Source organism: Kitasatospora sp. SC0581, assembly GCF_048159585.1.
Classification (GTDB): domain Bacteria; phylum Actinomycetota; class Actinomycetes; order Streptomycetales; family Streptomycetaceae; genus Kitasatospora.
The window spans coordinates 51,334-68,944 of record NZ_JBLRWA010000016.1; the positions used below are offsets into that span (position 1 = coordinate 51,334).

Consider the following 17,611-nt stretch of genomic DNA (forward strand, 5'->3'; position numbering starts at 1 on the left):
GATCATGTCACTCGGACAGATGCTCCTCGGCTTCCTGGAAGCCCAGCCCCGCCACGGCTACGACATCAAACGCCTCTACGACGAGCACTTCGGCCGCGACCGCGCCCTGCACTACGGACAGGTGTACGCCACCCTCTCCCGCCTGCTGAAGAACGGCCACGTCGTCGTCGAGGGCGTGGAAGCCGGCGGCGGCCCGGACCGCAAGCGCTACGCCATCACCGACGCCGGCGTCACCGACCTCGCCGACTGGCTCGCCCACCCCGAGGACCCGCAGCCCTACCTGCAGAGCACCCTCTACCAGAAGGTCGTGCTCGCCATCCTCACCGGCCGCTCCGCCGCCGACGTCCTCGACACCCAACGTGCCGAACACCTGCGGACCATGCGCGAACTGACCCGCCGCAAACTCGCCGGCGACCTCGCCGACGAACTGATCTGCGACCACGCCCTGTTCCACCTCGAAGCCGACCTGCGCTGGCTCGAACTCACCGCCGCCCGCCTCGACGACCTCACCGCCCGCCTGACGGAGACCCAGCGTTGACCACCGCCGAACCCCTCCTCCACGCCCAGGACCTGCACAAGTCCTTCGGCCCCACCCCGGCCCTCGCCGGCGCCTCGCTCACCGTCGCCGCCGGCGAACTCGTCGCCGTCATGGGCCCCTCCGGCTCCGGCAAGTCCACCCTCCTGCACTGCCTCGCCGGCATCACCCGCCCCGACCAGGGCACCATCACCTACCAGGGCCGCTCCCTCACCACCAGCACCGACAGCGAACTCAGCGCCCTGCGCCGCACCCACTTCGGCTTCCTCTTCCAGTTCGGCCAACTCGTCCCCGAACTCTCCTGCCTGGAGAACGTCGCCCTCCCGCTGCGCCTGAACGGCACCCGCCGCAAAGCCGCCGAAGCCCGCGCCGCCGAATGGCTGGAACGCCTGGAAGTCGCCGACACCGCCGCCAAACGCCCCGGCGAGATCTCCGGTGGCCAGGGCCAACGCGTCGGCGCCGCCCGCGCCCTGATCACCGGCCCCCGGGCCGTCTTCGCCGACGAACCCACCGGCGCCCTCGACTCCCTCAACGGCGAACGCGTCATGAAACTGCTCACCCGCGCCGCCCGCGAGAGCGGCGCCGCCGTCGTCCTCGTCACCCACGACGTACGGGTCGCCGCCTACGCCGACCGCGAGATCGTCGTCCGCGACGGCCGCACCCGCGACCTGGCCACCACCCGGTGAGCGCCACCGACCCCCGGGTCCGCCGACCGCACCTGGACCAACTCGCCCTCGGCGCCCGGCTCGCCGTCACCAGCGGACGGGACGGCTGGGGACGCCTGCTGCTCACCGCCTGCGGCGTCGGCCTCGGCGTGGCCCTCCTGCTCTTCACCGCCTCCTTCCCCGGCCTCGTCCACCATCGCGACCAGCGCCTCTACACCCAGAACGACACCTTCCGGGACGAGGACCTGCCCACCCCCGGCGACCGCACCGTCCTCGTCGCCCCCGTCGACACCGCCTTCCACGGCACCCCCGTCCGCGGCCGCGTCGTCCAACCCGAAGGCCCGAACGCCGCACTCCCGCCCGGCCTCGCCGCCTACCCGGCCCCCGGCACGATGGCCGTCTCCCCAGCCCTCGCCGACCTCCTCAAGGACCCCGCCAACCACCTGCTGCGCGAACGCCTGCCCTACCCCGTGACCGGCACCATCGGCCCCGCCGGACTGCTCGGACCCGGCCAGGCCGACTACGTCCTCGGCGGCGACCACCTCTCGGTCGACACCGGCGCCGTCCGGATCACCGCGTTCGGCCACTTCTCACCGCCCAAAGACATGGACCCCAAGCTGGTCCTGCTCAACGCCGTCGGCCTGACCGTGATGCTCGCCCCGGTCGGCGTCTTCCTCGCCGCCGCCGCCCGCTTCGGCGGCGAACGCCGCGACCGCCGGCTCGCCGCACTGCGCCTGGGCGGTGCCGACCGCCGGATGACCGCCCGGATCGCCGCGGGGGAGTCCCTGGTGGGAACGGTGCTGGGCCTGGCCGCGGGAACGGCGCTCTTCCTCCTCGGCCGGCAGCTCATCGGACGCGTCCGCCTCGCCGGATTCAGCTTCTACCCCGAGGACGTCGCACCCCAGCCCGCCATCGCCGCCGCGATCGCCGTCGTCGTCCCGCTCATGGCCGTCGGCGTCACCCTGCTCGCCATGCGCCGGGCCGCCCTCGACCCGCTCGGCACCGTCCGCCGCTCCGACCCCGGCCGGCGCCGCATCGGATGGCGCCTCATGCTGCCACTGGCCGGCCTGTCCCTGACGGTCTTCGCCCTCACCCTCTCCGACCCGGCCCAGGGCACCCGCGGCTCGCTCCTCGTCGCCTTCGGCGTGCTGCTCACCCTGACCGGCGTCTGCACCCTCCTGCCCTGGCTCGTCGAAGCCGTCACCCGACGGGCCGGCGGCGGCGCCCTGTCCTGGCAACTCGCCACCCGCCGCCTGCAGACGGGCTCCGGACCGGCCGCCACCGCCGTCAGCGGCGTCGTCGTCGCCATCGCCGGCGCCATCGCCCTGCAGACGCTCTTCCTCGGCATCAGCACCCAGTACGAGCAGTACGCCCGGCCCCAGCCCACCACCGGCCCCTACCGGCAATCGGTGACCTTCCCCGGCGGCGGCCCCACCGCCGACGCCCTCGCCGACCGCCTCGCCCGCAGCCCCGGGATCCAGGCCACCGCCGCCTACACCGAGTTCGCCCTGGAGAGCGCCACGGCCAAGTCCTGGGAACTGCCCTCGGTCCGCATCGCCTCCTGCGCCGTCCTGCGCGGATTCGCCACCCTGCCCCACTGCGAGGACGGCGACGCCTTCGCCCTCCAGGGTCCGACCGCCCGCCCCGGCACCGACCCCGTCCCGCCCGGAACGACCGTCCACGCCGCCTACTACCGCGGCACCGGCGAACCGGCCCCCTTCCCCCTGCCCGCCCCGACCGCCACCGTCACCCCCGTCCAGGACGCCGACCCCAACGGCCGCATCGGAGCCGGCCTGCTCCTGCTCACCCCCGCCGCCGTCCCCGCCGACGCCCTGCGCGGACAGCCGGCCACCGTCCTGGTCTCACTCGCCGACGCCCTCCCGGACCCGAACGAACACCTCACCACCGCCGTCATGGCGATCGACCCCCAGGCCCGCACCGAATTCCCGCTCGACCCCGCCCCCGACGCCACCTACCTCGCCGTCAAACGCCTGCTGACCGCCGGATCGGCGATCACCCTCCTGCTGGTCGCCCTCAGCCTGCTGGTCGGCCAACTGGAACGCCTGCGCGAACAGCGCCGCGTCCTCGGCGTCCTGAACGCCGTCGGCACCCCCCGACGCGTCCTGGCCCTGTCCGTCCTGTGGCAGACCCTCCTCCCGATGGCCCTCGGCCTGGCCCTGGCCACCGCCGCCGGCCTCCTGACCGGAACGGTCCTCCAGTACTCCTCCGGCGTCCCCCTGAACACCGACTGGGCCTCCCTGCTCGCCATGACCGCCACCGCCGCGGGCGCCGTCCTCCTCACCACCGCCCTCGGCCTGCCCCAACTCCTGCGCCTGATGCGCCCGGACGCCCTGCGCCACGAATAACCCCGCCCCCCGCCCGGACGGCGCCGCCCGGGTGGGGGACGGTCAGCCGGCCCGGGCGACGGCCCCCGGGCCGGTCGACCGTCACCGGCGCGGTCAGCCGCCGGCGGCCGATCCGTTCGGGACCGGCCGCCAGGGGGAGAGGTCGACGGCACCCTGGACGTACCCGGCCTTGTTCCAACTGCCGTTCGCGTGGCGGACGGTGTGGAAGAGCGTGCCGCTGCTGGTGCAGGTCTCGAACACCAGGTGCAGCTCGTTGTCCACGTTGGCGCCGTCGGCGCCGCACACGTAGAAGGGCTGGTCGAGGACCTGCTGGCCGATGGGCCCCCAGCCGCCCCAGTTGCCGTCGGAGGTGCGGATCGTGTGGTAGACGGCGATCTGGCTGTTGTTCACCACGGCGACCTGAAGCTGTCCGTTGATGCCCGCCGCGACCACGTCGTGCGGCGCACCCCACGGGGAGGGGGTCCCGGCCGCGCCCATGATGTTGCCCCAGCCGTCCCAGGTGCCGTTCGCGTGCCGGATGGTGTGGAGCACGCTTCCGTCGTTCGACACGGTGGCCACGATGTGGAGTTCACCGTTCACCTCGGCCGTCGCGAGGCTGGAGAACCGGTCCGAGGCGAGTCCCGGAGGGGCACTGATCGCCCCCCAGGGCTGCCAGTTCCCGTCCGGGCCCTCCACGGTGTGGACGAGCCGGCCCGAGGGGTCGATCGCCGCCAGCTGGACCTGGCCGTTCACCACCGCCGCGCCGGCCCTGCCGGTCTGGAAGTACTGACTGGAGAGGGGCAGTTCCGCCAGGCCCTTCATCGGGGTCGGCGCGGGCCAGCTGCCGTCGGGCTGCTGCGTCGACTGGACGAACTGCGTGCTCATCGGACCGGAGTACCGGAGGCCGAGCAGCCGCAGCCGTCCGGAGTCGACGACGGTCGTCCAGTACCGGAAGCTGTAGAACTGCGGGACCTCCCTGGCGGCGTCCCAGGTCCCGTCCGGCGCCCGACGGGTCTGGACGACCTTCCCCGGATCGGCGCGCAGCATCAGGTTCAGCCCGGCGGTCGGCGCCTCAGCCGTGACGGCCCGGGGCGCGGCCCCGGCCGGCGCGGCCGTCATCACGGCGGCGAGCGCCACCGCCGAAGCCAGCATCGAGGCGACGCGCCCCCGGTGCCGACGCTTGGTCTTCCACATGTCGTGTTCCCCCCTGCGCACATGGGCCCGATCGGGCCGGGTGCTGTCCTATCAGAGCCCGAAGGTCGATGGAAAGCGAAAAAGCCACCCGCCGACTGCCGGAGACAGCCCGCCTGCCCCCGCCCTGTCCAACCGTCCCGGCCCGGTGGCCGGGCCGACCCGAAGCCCCCGCCCCGCTACCGCCGCGCGACGGGGGCGATCATCAGGCCAAGATGGCGCCGACCGCCGGCGCCGGGACGGATGGCCTCGCCGCGCAGAAGAGACGGAGTGCCGCCACGATCCAGCCCGTACACGACAGAGTCGGGCTGCACCCGGACCGAGCGGAGTCCGATCGCGCTCAAGGACGCCCGGGCCGTCGTCGCCGCGTGCGAGGAGACGGAGCACTGCCGCTCCCGGTGCGAAATGCACCGGGAGCGGCAGTGGTCACGGCGGTCCCACGCTGGACGGCGTCAGGTCTGCCGAGTGGTAGAAGTACCGTGGGTCAGCAGTCGCTGACCGCCGGGGTTTGGAAACGTCGCTGGCCCGTGACGCTGAGGAAGCCCACCACGCTGTTGCAGAGAACGTCGAGGTTGTGCCAGGCGTAGGACTTGGTCTCCCCGGCGTTGATGCTGAATGCCCCGGCATCGTTGTAGTCGGTGCCCTGGTAGTTGAAGCCGAAGCGCGCCGTGACAGCGCCTCCGGCGCTCTTCGAGTAGGTCACCTCGACGGTCGATCGAGCGTCCTTGATCCGGACACAGAGGGTTCCGTTGCTGAGGCTGGTGCACCTGCTGGTGTCCAGGATGGATGCCGGCGCCTCTCCCGTCGACGGCGCCGCTGCTGCGGCGGCGGGAAGGGCCCCCGCTCCGAGTAACAACAGGGACGTCGCGGCGATCGTTCCTGCCTTTGTCAAGCTTCACATGGGATTCTCCCTGGCATTCCTGGGCCCTGATCGGGCTTCGGAATCGACCTTATTAATCGGTGATCGTGCACGCAATGCTGAATTGACTCTTGGCTGGAACGGCTCGGCGTTGACCCGCTAATTGTGGCCATCATTCCGGTTTTTGAATCATGATATCCGTATCGAGATGCCGATTTTTGCCGGATGGGATGTGTTGCGGAATTGAAAATGGAATGTCATGATTTGGCCGCGCGGGTTTATGGGTGATATGTCGCAGGTGAATTCTGGCCCGGCGGCCAGAATTCACCACGATCGGAGCAGGTGGAGCGACTGCGCGGTGCTCCACAGGAAGAACCCGATCGCCGACGTGCAGACCAAGGAGCCGAAGGCGGCAGCCGGCCTCAGGCCGCGACTCACCCACAGGGCGCCCCCGAGCGGCGCGGCGATCAGCAGCAGTGAGATCCAGACTCGTGCGGTCGCGTCACCACCGAACATGTAGGACCGCGTCGGACTCCAGGCGTAGAGGCCCTGGACCACCACCAGGCCCCCCAGGACGCCCGCGGCCAACGACTTGGCGAGGGCGGTGCCATGGGTGATCCGCCATCCAAGCGCGCCGGCGGCGGGACCGGCGACGACCGCCACCATCGCCCAGAAACCGGTCTTGTCCACCAGATAGCCGCTGCCGGCGCTGGGTCTGATGTGCACTACGGCGTTCCCGCCGTAGTAGGTGAGCACGGCGAGGACCATGATCAGCGCGCCTGCGCAGGCCGCTGTCAGCAGCCTCTGACAGGCTGCTCCCAGAATCCCGGCTCCCACTCCCCAGGCGACGCCAGTGCTGGCGGCCACCGACAGAATGGAACCGAGCTGACCGGGGACAGTGTCGGCGACCAGGGCCACGACGCCCAGCGCCAACCCCGCCGGGACGGCGAGTGCGCAGACGACCGCGTCGGCCGGGCGAGTGGGTGATTTCGATTCCCGCGGCACTGGGGTCACCGAGTCACCGTCGTTCCATCGCGGTCCTTCTGCTGGGTGCCGTTCGCTGTGCCCAGCGAGAGGATCCTGTGCGCAGCGAGAAGCAGGGCAACGCCCAGGAGGTATCCGGCCGTATTGCCCGCGACGTCCATGATGTCGGAAGAGCGGCCGCTCTTGGTCAGCCACTGCACCGATTCGATGGCGACGGAGAGGGCGAAGCCGAAGCCGAGGCCGAAGAGGCGGCGACTGAACCCGGTGAACGCGACGACTCCGAGCGGGAGCATCATCGCCGCATTGAGGATGAGCTCCTCCCAGGCGAGGCTGTGAGGTTGCGCGGCATCGTCAAGGAATGCGGCCGGGGTGAGGTTGAGGCTCCGACCGCTGTGGCCGATATTCCCCCAGCCGCCCTGTGGCCGAAGGGTGATGTAGAGGATGACGGCGGATGCGATAACGGTGGCTACCTGGGAGATTCGCACCATCAGTCGCCTATTTTTGCGTAAGGCGATCGCAAAGGCGAACGCGCAGGTGAGGGCCGCCAGCATGCCGATCGTCACGGTCATGACGTTTACATGGAGGGCGATCTTCCACATGGTGGCAAACTCCGATCGAATGATTCGCCAGGGGCTGTCGCCTCGGAACACGATAGAGGCAGATGCCTGTCCAGCCCCAGCCCATGTGTATCCGGAGGTCTAGGCAGCAGTCGTTTGCGGAGAAACCGGAAAGATGGAGGGCGATCGGAAGTCGGGAATCAGAACCGTCCGTGCTCCCGGCGACCCGGTGGCGTCCCGTCAAGCCGCGGCCGGTGGGCCACCACCGTCCAGGAGCACGCCAAGCCGTTCCTGGGCCACCGCCTTAGCGGTGGCCGTTGGAGGGGTCACCCCTCCGGCGCCGCATGGCTCTCCACCCCAACCGCTCTCACCTGCCCTCCCGCCCTGCTCCGTGGGCCGTGCGAACCTGGACGGCTCGCCACCGTCGGTTCGGGCACCGTTGCCCACGGGGACCTCGTCGGCCACAGCCCCGCACCCGGACGCACGCGCCGCCGGCTGCACCGCGCTGCGCTCCTCGCCGGTGCGGGGACGAGGTCGAGCGGGCCGCGGGTCTCGCCGCGGTCTCGGGTGTCGGTGACGAAGGCGGCGTGGATCCGGCCGACGTCGAGCAGGGAGTCGCTCCCCCGCCGGACCCCTCGGCATCGCGGCGCTGGCCGGGGTCGGCCTGCCGGCCGTGCGCGGGCGACGGGACGGTCCGTCAGCCCGTGCGCCAGTTCCGTGAATTCCCCGGTCCCGGAACCCGTTCCAGTGCCCTGCTCGTTCCGCCGCGGCTTTCCAGGCGCCGCCGAACGCGCAGCTCAGGGCACATGTCGCCGTTCCAGCGTCCCGAACCGCCGGGCAGCGCTGGCGGGCGGGACGGATTCCGGGGAAGCCCAGCAGCAACCAGTACTGCGACACCCGGTTCCCGGTCTCGGTGTTCACCCGGGCCGCCGCCGTCCCCGCGCAGCTGTTGTCCTCGACGCACCCGTGGCCGCAGGGGGCCGGCTCGGCCGGGTGGAACGCGCCCTTCGGGACGGCCGACCGGAGTTCGCGGTGGGCGCGCGGGAACGGGCGGTCCCGGGCGTGCCATGCTGCTCCGCATGATCGACACTCCCGACAGTGGCGCCTCGGGCCCCACCTGGTCGTTCGCCGGCGCGTGCGAGCCGGCCGACTATCCCGCGGTCGGGGTCTTGGGCGTGCCCGGTGTCCAGCACGCCGGGGGCACGGGCCGCACCCTGTGCGGGATCCGCGGCCGGTACCTGAGGCGCTTCCTGAACCTCTTCGAGCCGCAGTACCCGGGCTCGTGCCACAAGTGCCGGGCGCTTGCCGAGGCCGCGCCGTCCCGGCCGTGCGGACAGGAACGCCTGCACGACCTGCTCCTGCGGGACGCCGACGACGCGCCACTGCGCACGGACCTGCTCGCCGCTCTGCGCCGGGGTGCGTCGATCGCGATCTGGATCACCGGCCCGACAACGGACCTCCAGTCCCACACCCGGCTCGATCTGATGACGGAGGAGGCCGGTCCGGCCGCCGAGGCGCTCGCGGCGGTCGGCAGGTCCGTCACGTTGGCCCGGGTGGAGGACGCCGACCGGCAGTACCTCGTCGTCCTGCCGCCCGACGGCCGCGCCCGCATCGCGCGCGGGGCGGTGGTTCCCGCTCCGGCGGCTGGTCGGTGACCCCGGGGCAGTGGTGTGGGGCGTTCCGTACCGCCGGCTGCCCGGGGTCGGCGTTCAGCGCAGGACGGCGAGTTCGGCCACCACGGCGCGGTGGTCGCTGCGCGGCAGGGCGTGCTCGGAGACGTCGACGGCGGTGAGCGCGGGCCCGTGCAGGACGTGGTCGATCTGGATCACGGCCGGGACGCGGTAGTCGGGGTGGTCCTGGGGCCAGGTGGGGAAGAGGCCCGCGCCGAGCTCCTCGTGGGTGTCGGTCAGGCCGGTGCCGATCAGGTCGCGCATCGGCTTGTGGTCGAGGGTGGCGTTGAAGTCGCCCAGCAGGACCGCGTTGTGGTTGCGTCCGGGCGCGGCGGCGCGCAGGCCGTGCAGGTCCTCGGCCCAGCGGCGGGCGTCGCCGAGCGGGTAGTAGGTGTGGACGGCGACGAGCTGCACCGGGCGGCCGCCGACGTCGACGGTCAGGTTGGTGGTCGGCCAGGCCGGGTCGGCGGTGGAGCCGACGGGCAGCCGGGTGTAGAGCGCGGTGTCGGTGCCGGCCGGCCGCTCCCGGTGGGGCAGCAGGGTGCGGATGCCGGCCGCGTCCAGGGCGTCGGCGGCGGAGTCGCTCTGCTCCTCGACCGCGAGCACGTCGATCCGCTGCTCGCGCACCAGGTCGACCAGGGACTTCGGCGAGACCTGCCCCATGTAGTTGTTGCTGGTCGCCACCCGCAGCCGGGGCGCGTCGGCGGGCGCGCCGGCCCCGTCCGGGACGAACCGGGGCACCAGCCACCACAGTTGCAGCACCACCAGCGCGGCCGCGACCCCGGTCAGCCACCGTGCGCGCAGCACCGCCACCACCGCCAGCAGCAGCACGCTGAGCAGCGCCGCGTACGGCAGCCCGGCCATCGGCAGGGCCAGCACCGTGCCGTCGTCCCACCCGAGCAGCCGCACCACCGCGAGCCCGGCCGGGCCCAGCAGCAGCACCCCGCACCCGGCCAGCGCGGCGAGCCGCCAACGGCTCCGGCCGGCGGGCGACGCGCTCTTCGACGTACGGTCCGTCACGGTGCTCCTTCCAGGGCGGCGGCCGGCAGCCATGATCACCGGCCGCCGTCGTGAAGGACGGACGCCCGCGCCCGGCGCCCCGGTTCCGCACCACCGGCCGAGGCCGGGCCCCTCGCCGATCTGTACGGCATCATCGGATCCGAACTTTCGTAGCAGGCCTCGCGGCAGAGCCCTCCAGAAGGAAGACGGTGCAGATCAACGGATGTGAGCATGCTTCCGTCGCCATCTCCGGGGAGGAACGCTCCGACACGTGCCGGCGCCCGCATGGATGCCCCGGCTGTGTCAACCGCCCGGACCGGCGTGCAGTGGGATAGCCGATGCTGCACGTGTCTGTGGGAAAGCGTCCGGGTGACGCGGCGCCACATCTCTCACCAGCTCAGAATGCAAAGCGGATCGGTGATCATGCCTGTTCAAGTAACTGACTGCTCCTTCGGCTACCGCAAGGGCTCCCGAGTCCTGGACTCCTTCAGCCTCCGCCTGGGCGAAGGGTGCAGCGTGCTGCTCGGCCCGAACGGCGCCGGCAAGTCGACCCTGCTGGGCCTGATCGCCTCCGCTCTCAGGCCCGAGGCCGGTCGCATCACCCTCGACGGGTTGGACACGAGCAGTTCCAAGGACCTCAAGGCCTACCGCCGGAAGGTCGGCTGGCTCCCTCAGCACGTGCGGCCGGTGCCCGGCCTGCGAGTGCGGGAACAGGCGGCCTACGCGGGCTGGCTCAAGGGCATGTCGCGGAGCGAGGCCTGGGAGCGGTCCCGGCAGGCCATCGAGAAGGTCGGGCTCACCTCGCTCGCGGACCGGCGCAGCGGGGAACTCTCCGGTGGACAGTTACGACGGTTGGGGATCGCCCAGACCCTGGTACACGACGCCCAGGTCGTGCTCCTGGACGAGCCCACGGCGGGACTCGACCCGGTCCAGCGCGGAGTCTTCCGGGAACTGATCGGCGAGCTGCGCCACCTCACGAGTTTCGTCGTCTCCACTCATCAGACCGAGGACCTGGCCGAGACCTACGACTCGGTCGTCGTCCTCGACCAGGGAAAGGTGCGTCATCAAGGGCCCATCGATTCCTTCCTGACGCTCGCGCCGAGCACCGTCTCCGCGGAACGGCGTGCCGAGAGCGCCTATGCCGGCATCGTCACCGGGGAGGTGTGACCGTGTCCTGGCGCACCATCTTCCGGATCTCGTCAGCCGTGCGGGCCATGCCCGTCCTGCTCGTGTGGATCGCGATGTACAGCGGCAGAATGACCGGCTGGATCACCGACGGCTACTGGCCTTCCGTCACCGCCCAGAGCAGCTTCCTGCTCAGCTTCACCGCACCCGCCGTCGCGGCCTGCGGGGCCTGGGAAGGCCTCAAGGTGCGCCAGTCCGCGGTCCTCGGTACGGCACCCGCCCGTTCCGCCACCGCCATCGCCCTCTCCGTTCTGGCCCCGACCCTGGCCCTCGGCACGGTCTCCGTCCTGGCCGCCCTGGCCTTGTTCGTTCCGCAGGCCGGTGGGGTTCCGGGCTGGTCCACCCCCGTTGTCATCCTCCTGGAACTGCTGGTCGTCCTCGCGCACACCGTGGCCGGCTACGTGCTCGGACATGTCCTGCCGCGGCTGCTCGCCGTGCCCCTGACCCTCGTCGCCAGCTTCCTCTGGATGGCCTACCCGTCGACCCTCGACGCCTTCTGGGTCCGTCAGCTCAACGGCCGCAACCTCACCGAGTGCTGCGCGCTGGACCAACTGCCGGCCACCCGGGCGGTCCTCGCGCCGACCGTCGTGGCTGTCGGGATGGTGGTCGCCGCCTGGATCTGGACGAGGCTGCGCGGGAACTACCGGCTGACCGCCGTCCTGGCACTGGTGGCCACGGCTACGGCAGGGGCGGGGATCGCGGCACCTCTCGGATACCGTGCGGCGCAAGCACGCCCGGAAAGCGAGCAGACCTGCACCACGGCGGCGCCACGGGTGTGCCTGTGGCCCGAGCAGCGGGCCGAGGCCACCAGCATCACCGACTGGGCGGTCGAGGCCCACCAGCGTCTCCAAGCCGTTGGTCTGACACGGCCCTTGACGGTGGCACCGTTATCCGCCCGGCCCGGTAAGGACGAGGTGCAATCACTCGTCGCGCTGGGGTACATCCCCAACGGGGCTCCCGACTGCGCCAAGGAGTCGTTCGCCCGCTGGCCCGGCGTGGAGGCGGTCGCCCCACTGTCGTCCTGGCTGAAGCTCACGGCCGGAGTCACCCCCAGGACGGTCGAAGGCAGCTACCGGCCACAGGAGGTGCAGATCGCCCGTCAGGTCATGACACTCCCGCAGGGTGAACAGCTCGCGTGGTTCCGGAAGAACGCGGACACATTGGGTCGCTGCGACGTCAAGCCGGTCCTGGACCCCGCGCAGTACCACCAGCCGGGCGCGCCCTCCTTCCAGGCGGTCCGATGATCTGGTGGCTGCGCATCAGGTACGTGCCCGCCGTCGCCGTCGGCCTGCTCTCCTGCATCCTGCTGGGCAGCGGCGCCGACTCCGTGATGGTCCCCATCCCGGTGGTGATCGGCGGGCTGACGTTCGACCTGCCCATGTCCTCGCTCCTTCCGCTGGTTCCCGTCTGCCTGATCCTGGAGGGCCAGGCCCGTGCCGACGCTGTCGCGGAGCGCGTCGCGGTCCGCGCCGTGGGCGGATGGGACGCGGTCTTCATGGCCGCATGTGTCGTGGTCTGCGCGCTGGCCGCCGTCGTGGCATCCACGGCGGGCGCGGGCAGCGCCGCCACCGCCCTGGCCCGCGACTTCGCCGGCTACCTCGGCCTCGCCCTCATCATCCGCTGGCTCGCGGGAGGGCGAGTCGCCACGGCGGCCACTGCGCTGTTCCCCTTCCTGTGCGCCTCCTTCGGTCTGGTGCACAACAGGCCCGGCATCTGGGCCTGGCCACTGCACGACGCCAGATCAGTTACCGCGTCGATACAAGCTCTGGTCCTGCTTGCCATCGGTGCTCTCTCGCTCGTCGTCCCCCCGTTGCGCCGGCGTGCCGGTGTCGATGGCGACTGACGTCTCGATCGCTGTCGGAGCGGGACCGTCGGATGAAGGGGGCCTCGGTCGTGGCCGCACCGATGACGTGCCCGCCCGATTCGCGGCAGCGAGCGGTTGCCGCATGACGGGCTGCCGATCCGGCTCAGAGGAACAGGGCGACGATTCCGGCGAGCAGGCCGGCGGCGATACCCAGGACCGTTACGGCCATGAGCCCGACGCCGGCGCTGGTGAGCAGGATGCTGCCCTCCGGGGCGTGGCCGCGCCAGGCGGTCGTCAGCAGCCAGCCGGCCGACACGGTGCCCAGGACGAGGATCATGGCGGCGGCGATGCCGTACTTGATGGCGGGTGACGCCGACGGTTCGTGGGCCACGCCCTTGGCCAGCCGTACCGGCAGCCGGGTGCCGGCCCGGTGTTTTCCGCTCGTGTCCTGTACCACGATGGGCCGGGCCTGGTCCGCGCCGCCGCCGGCGGGGGTGAAGCTGCCCTTGCAGTTGGTGCCGTCGTTGTAGCCCTCGCTGTCGGACACCTCGTAGCAGTCCTCCACCACGACGACGCCGTCCGGCGGGCCCAACCCCAGGGCCGCGCTCATCCGCTCCGCGGCCAGCGTCCAGGTCAGCGCCGCCGCTCCGGCGAGGAGCGCCACCGCCAGTACCGCCGCCGCGATCCGTGTTGCCGTCCGCACCCTCGCCGCCTCCCTCCCCGTATCCGCGCCCGCTCGGCGGACCGGTCCTGCATCGGCCAACTGATGGTGACAGCAGCGTAGTTGACGTTCAATGCCCGCACCCGCCCGAAAGGTCCCGGGGCCTACCGCCCGACCTGTGGGGCGTGGCGCGCACCCGGCGTGCCGCGAACGCCGACGCCCCCGGCCTGGACAGCCGGGGGCGTCAGCGCGTTCGGGCACGGGACGGGTGCGGCGCCGGCTACTTGACCGCGCGCAGCGCGTTGACGATGCCGAAGCCGTAGAAGCCGTTGACGCGCTTGCCGCCCGCGCAGACGGGGTCCGCGGCGCCGTCGCCGTTCGGACCGGCCGGGCAGCCCGGGTTGTCCGCCTGGGTCTTGAGCAGTGCCTGCAACTGGGCCGGGGTCGCCTCCGGATGGGCGGACTTCAGCAGCGCGGCCACACCGGAGGCGTGGGGAGTGGCCATGGAGGTGCCCTGCTCGTAGCCGTACTGGTTGCCCGGCAGCGTCGACAGGATGCCGCCTTCCTTGGACGGTGTGTCCGAGGCCTGGTACTGGTCGCCGCCCGGCGCGGCGACGTCGATCACGCCGAGGCCGTAGTTGGAGTAGTACGCCTTCGCGCCCTTGGCGCCGGTCGCGCTGACCGTGACGACGCCCGGCAGTTGCGCGGGCAGGTCCCAGCACCGGTGCGGGTCGACCGTCCGGCTCGCCGGGGTGGAGTCGTTGGGGCTGCCGCCGTCGGTGAAGCCGTCGGAGGCCAGGTCGTGGTTGGCGTTGCCGGCCCCGGCGACGTTGAGGGTGCCCTTGCGCTGCGCGTAGAGCTGGGCGCGGTTGACCGCGTCGACGATGGCCTTCTGGTCGGGGTCGTCCAGGCAGTTGTACTGCCACGGGTCCACGTAGTAGCTGTTGTTGGTGATCTGCACACCGTGGTCGGCGGCGAACACGAAGGCGCAGACGACGCTCTCGGCGTAGATCAGCTGGCGCGGGGTGGGCTGGGAGACGGTGATGCCGGAGACCTTCACCCCGGGTGCCACGCCCGCGACGCCGACGCCGTTGCGGGCGGCGGCGATCGTGCCCGCCACGTGCGTGCCGTGGAAGTAGTTCGCGTCCACCGGCCGCCAGGAGCCGTAGGTGGTGTCGGCCTTGCCGCTGGCGCAGTTCGCGGACTGCGAGGGGGAGAAGTTCGGGGCGAGGTCCGGGTGGGTGTCGTCGACGCCGGTGTCGATGACGGCGACCGTGACGTCCCTGCTGCCCGGGTTGATCTCCGCGGCCTTGTCCGCGCCGATCGCCCGCAGGGCCCACTGCTCGGCTTCGAGGGGTTCGGTGCCGCTGCCGGACGCCTTCGCGATCGTCGCCACCTCGGCCTCGGACAGGCGCCGCACGGCCCCCGCCTCGGTGGTCCCCGCCGCGCTCAGCGGCGCGGTCCGCGTGGCACCCGCCGACTCCACGCCGCGCACCGCGCGCAGCCGCCCGCCGAAGCCGGGGTCCGCCGAGTGGGCGACGATGACGCCGATCCCGTCGTACGTGACGACGACGGTGCCGCCGGCCGCGGTGATGGCCCGCTGCACCTCGGCGATCGTGCGGTGGTCGGTCCTGGTGTTGACGACGTACGACAGGGTGTGCGCGTCCTCGGCCTGCGCGGCGGACGGTATTCGGGGCGCCGCCGAGGCCGAGGCGGGAAGGAAGCCGAGCGAGGCGGTCAGCGCCAGCGCGACCGGGACGGCCAGGCCGAGCCGGGGCAAGGAACGTCGTCGAGCCATGTGGTCTCCGCATCATCAGGGTGGGGGACCCGCCCGACAGCAGAGTGACGGCCGGGCAGGCACATGAGGGTGGTACGGGAGTAAAGCTGTCCACCACCTCGCCCCGATATGCCGACCGTGCCCAAGACGGCCCGCGCGACCGGGAGTTCCCGCACCGGGCACGCCCCCCGGACGTCCGCCAAGGTGCGCGGCCCCGCGTCGAACCGGAGAGCAGGGATCGACAACTGCCCCCGGAACGCTACGGCTTGGTCGCCAGGAAGTGCACCGTGACCGGGCCCGGGGCCCCGCCCCCAGCCGCACCGCCCGCGACCCCCCCCGGCCCGGGGCCGCGTCCTCCATGGGGTGGAGGGGCGGCCCCGGGCCGGGCGCGGAGGTGGGGATCAGGCGCCGGGCGGGGTCACGTAGCCGGAGATCTTCCACTTCTTGACGCCGCCCTTGGCGGTGCGCGGGTCGATGTGGCGGTGGGCCACCTTGTTGCTGACGTTGCCCTCGACGGTGTCCAGGGTGCCGTCACGGTTCACCGAGACCACCACGCCCACGTGGCCGCCCTGCTCGTAGGCCGGCGGGCCGTAGACGACGAGGTCACCGGGCTTCGGCGAGCCGGTGTGGAACAGGTGGTGCTCCTGCCCCCACTTGCCGACCCCGCGCCCGAGCAGGGTGGTCGGGACGCTCTTCACCCCGGCGTGCCGCCAGGTCCACTCGGCGAACGCCGCGCACCAGGAGGTGTTGCGGCAGCTCTGGCCCTTTCCGGTGAGGTACTTCTGGCAGGCCGAGTCGCTCTCGGCGACCCCGATCTGACCGCGCGCCGCCGCCGCGATCCGGTCCCGCAGGGTGGCTGCCGCCGGCGCCGCGGCACCCTCGCGCAGGGCGTCGGCGTCGGCAGTGGTCCCGCCGGTGACGGTGGCACTGCTGTCGGCGGTGGCGGTGGAGCCGGCGGCGGGCGGGGTCGCCGGGAGGGCGAGCGCGTCCGCCGCGCCGGTCCCGGTGAGCGCGGCCGCCGCCAGCACGGCGAGGGCGACGGCGCGGCCCGTGCGCTGCTTGAGGGTGGGGAGCGTGAGGTGACGGGTCGGGTACATCGGTGACTCCTTCGAGTGCATCCCGTGCCCCGGGGCGGCATACGAATGCCCGGGTACGGGAGGGGGGTGGGATTCGCCGGGGGTTTCACCGGCTGGTCGTCAGCGTTGCACGGCCGGGCCGCCGACTCCTACGCTGCGCGATCAGATGGTTACTCATTCGTATGCAGTCGGGTATGCGTGCGCTCCGAGCTGCGGATATGCACGGGCCGAAGAAGAGGGGAGCGGACGGATGCCGGACAGGGGAGTCACCGGGCCGGAGGCAGAGGGCGTCGGGGACGGGGCGTCGGCGCGGGTGGAGCTGGCGCGGACGCTGCGCGAGTGGCGGGCCCGCGCGGGGGAACTGCCGCAGAAGACGGTGGCCCGACGGCTCAACATCGCCCAGACCACCGTCTCCCGCTACGAGAGCCCGGACGGCCGGCACCCGGCGCCGGAGGCGGCAGTCCGCGCGCTCTGGTCCTGTTACCGGCTGGCGGAGGGGGACCTCGACCAGGCGCTCGCCCTGCGCGCGCGGGTGGACGAGGAGCTGCGGGCGGGGGCGGCATCCGCCAAAGTGGCGGCCCCGGTGCCGGTGGCGGCGGTCGCGGTGGCGGCAGGAGCGGCCGTGGGTGAGGCGGTGGTGGTCACCGGGGCCGGGGAGCCGTCGGCGGCCCCGGCGGCGGGCCGGAGCCGGCACCGGGTCGCCTGGGTGGCGGTGGCGACGGCGGCCCTGGCCGGGGTGGTCGCGGGCGGGCTGCTGGTCCACCGCCTGCTCGCCCCGACGGCGACGACCGGCGGGGCGGACGAGGCCCGCCGGCCATCGCCCGCCGCCGCGCCTCCTGCCGCCTTCCCGACCACCGACTTCGACATCATCTACGGAAACACCTCCACGAAGGGCACCCTGACCTGGTACAACCGCTCGGTCGGCCTGAGCGGGCAAGGCAAGTCCGAGGACTCGGCCGACTGCCGGGACACCACGGCGACGAGCTACTCCGCCTCCGGCAGCGAACTGGGCAGCATTCACACTGGCGTCGTCTGCGGCGCAAGCGAGAACTACAACGCCGCAATCCCCGCGGATGTTGCCGGCGGTGCCTCCACCGTCAGGATCTGCCTCGACGACGGCGCCACCCCGCCCGCCGTGCTCAAGTGCCAGGATTCCAGGCGCCCCTGAGGCCGACGTCTTCGACATCTGCTGGCGCAACGGCGAGACGGTCAGCGGCGAGACCGTCCCGGGCCCCGCTTCCCGCGCTTCCACGATCTCGCTGCGCCGGCCCGGCTCGCCGGCGGCCACCTGCCCGGTCGCCCG

At 72.3% G+C, this 17,611-nt stretch carries 16 protein-coding genes; 8 read left to right on the top strand and 8 right to left on the bottom strand.

Going from position 1 to position 17,611, the window contains the following annotated elements; translation table 11 throughout:
• The first annotated feature begins 4 nt into the window (after positions 1–4).
• The 3 genes from ACLWS4_RS23290 to ACLWS4_RS23300 are packed head-to-tail and all read left to right on the top strand — an operon-like array spanning position 5 to position 3,566.
• A complete protein-coding gene (locus ACLWS4_RS23290) occupies positions 5–538 on the top strand; it encodes a PadR family transcriptional regulator (RefSeq protein WP_380780380.1) in 534 nt (177 codons plus the stop codon).
• Positions 535–1,221 carry an ABC transporter ATP-binding protein gene (locus tag ACLWS4_RS23295; RefSeq protein ID WP_049654433.1) on the top strand — a complete coding sequence of 229 codons (687 nt, stop codon included), beginning with the start codon at positions 535–537 and terminating at the stop codon, positions 1,219–1,221. The genes ACLWS4_RS23290 and ACLWS4_RS23295 overlap by 4 nt, the downstream gene beginning before the upstream one ends.
• On the top strand, positions 1,218–3,566 hold the full coding sequence (locus ACLWS4_RS23300) for an FtsX-like permease family protein (RefSeq protein ID WP_416875125.1): 2,349 nt from the start codon (positions 1,218–1,220) through the stop codon (positions 3,564–3,566). Before ACLWS4_RS23295 ends, ACLWS4_RS23300 begins: the two co-directional genes overlap by 4 nt.
• A gap of 93 nt (positions 3,567–3,659) precedes the next feature.
• On the opposite strand, the gene ACLWS4_RS23305 is transcribed toward ACLWS4_RS23300, so the two are convergent.
• The 4 genes from ACLWS4_RS23305 to ACLWS4_RS23320 form a co-directional block, all read right to left on the bottom strand.
• Positions 3,660–4,739 (bottom strand): hypothetical protein, encoded by a 1,080-nt coding sequence (locus tag ACLWS4_RS23305; protein ID WP_074005413.1) that lies wholly within the window; start codon positions 4,737–4,739, stop codon positions 3,660–3,662.
• Between the two features lie 481 nt (positions 4,740–5,220).
• The gene (locus ACLWS4_RS23310) at positions 5,221–5,628 is read right to left on the bottom strand and encodes a hypothetical protein (RefSeq protein WP_416875126.1); all 408 of its coding nucleotides are present in this window, start codon (positions 5,626–5,628) and stop codon (positions 5,221–5,223) included.
• A gap of 291 nt (positions 5,629–5,919) precedes the next feature.
• Complete coding sequence (locus ACLWS4_RS23315; RefSeq protein ID WP_143204698.1) at positions 5,920–6,609, bottom strand: DUF6518 family protein; 690 nt, start codon at positions 6,607–6,609, stop codon at positions 5,920–5,922.
• Positions 6,606–7,178, bottom strand: a complete 573-nt coding sequence (locus tag ACLWS4_RS23320; protein ID WP_416875127.1) for a VanZ family protein — start codon at positions 7,176–7,178, stop codon at positions 6,606–6,608. The genes ACLWS4_RS23315 and ACLWS4_RS23320 overlap by 4 nt, the downstream gene beginning before the upstream one ends.
• A gap of 1,037 nt (positions 7,179–8,215) precedes the next feature.
• On the opposite strand from ACLWS4_RS23320, the gene ACLWS4_RS23325 reads away from it, so the two are divergent.
• Positions 8,216–8,791, top strand: a complete 576-nt coding sequence (locus ACLWS4_RS23325; protein ID WP_147408964.1) for a hypothetical protein — start codon at positions 8,216–8,218, stop codon at positions 8,789–8,791.
• Between the two features lie 54 nt (positions 8,792–8,845).
• Here ACLWS4_RS23325 and ACLWS4_RS23330 read toward each other — a convergent pair whose 3' ends face one another.
• A complete protein-coding gene (locus tag ACLWS4_RS23330; RefSeq protein ID WP_416875128.1) occupies positions 8,846–9,826 on the bottom strand; it encodes an endonuclease/exonuclease/phosphatase family protein in 981 nt (326 codons plus the stop codon).
• 402 nt (positions 9,827–10,228) lie between these two features.
• Here ACLWS4_RS23330 and ACLWS4_RS23335 point away from each other — a divergent pair, with 402 nt between their 5' ends.
• Genes ACLWS4_RS23335 through ACLWS4_RS23345 form a run of 3 tightly spaced genes read left to right on the top strand, consistent with a single transcriptional unit; the run spans position 10,229 to position 12,833 of the window.
• Positions 10,229–10,972: an ATP-binding cassette domain-containing protein gene (locus ACLWS4_RS23335; RefSeq protein WP_416875129.1), complete on the top strand. Its 744-nt coding sequence runs from the start codon at positions 10,229–10,231 to the stop codon at positions 10,970–10,972.
• A 2-nt stretch (positions 10,973–10,974) separates the two neighbouring features.
• The gene (locus ACLWS4_RS23340) at positions 10,975–12,234 is read left to right on the top strand and encodes a hypothetical protein (protein ID WP_416875130.1); all 1,260 of its coding nucleotides are present in this window, start codon (positions 10,975–10,977) and stop codon (positions 12,232–12,234) included.
• On the top strand, positions 12,231–12,833 hold the full coding sequence (locus ACLWS4_RS23345; RefSeq protein WP_074005420.1) for a hypothetical protein: 603 nt from the start codon (positions 12,231–12,233) through the stop codon (positions 12,831–12,833). Before ACLWS4_RS23340 ends, ACLWS4_RS23345 begins: the two co-directional genes overlap by 4 nt.
• A 124-nt stretch (positions 12,834–12,957) precedes the next feature.
• On the opposite strand, the gene ACLWS4_RS23350 is transcribed toward ACLWS4_RS23345, so the two are convergent.
• From ACLWS4_RS23350 to ACLWS4_RS23360, 3 genes are all read right to left on the bottom strand, one after another.
• Positions 12,958–13,497, bottom strand: a complete 540-nt coding sequence (locus ACLWS4_RS23350) for a hypothetical protein (protein WP_159028526.1) — start codon at positions 13,495–13,497, stop codon at positions 12,958–12,960.
• A 238-nt stretch (positions 13,498–13,735) separates the two neighbouring features.
• The gene (locus ACLWS4_RS23355; protein ID WP_416875131.1) at positions 13,736–15,253 is read right to left on the bottom strand and encodes a S8 family serine peptidase; all 1,518 of its coding nucleotides are present in this window, start codon (positions 15,251–15,253) and stop codon (positions 13,736–13,738) included.
• A gap of 380 nt (positions 15,254–15,633) precedes the next feature.
• Positions 15,634–16,329 (bottom strand): CHAP domain-containing protein, encoded by a 696-nt coding sequence (locus ACLWS4_RS23360; protein WP_416875132.1) that lies wholly within the window; start codon positions 16,327–16,329, stop codon positions 15,634–15,636.
• Between the two features lie 229 nt (positions 16,330–16,558).
• Here ACLWS4_RS23360 and ACLWS4_RS23365 point away from each other — a divergent pair, with 229 nt between their 5' ends.
• Positions 16,559–17,476, top strand: a complete 918-nt coding sequence (locus ACLWS4_RS23365; protein ID WP_416875133.1) for a helix-turn-helix domain-containing protein — start codon at positions 16,559–16,561, stop codon at positions 17,474–17,476.
• Positions 17,477–17,611 lie beyond the last annotated feature (135 nt).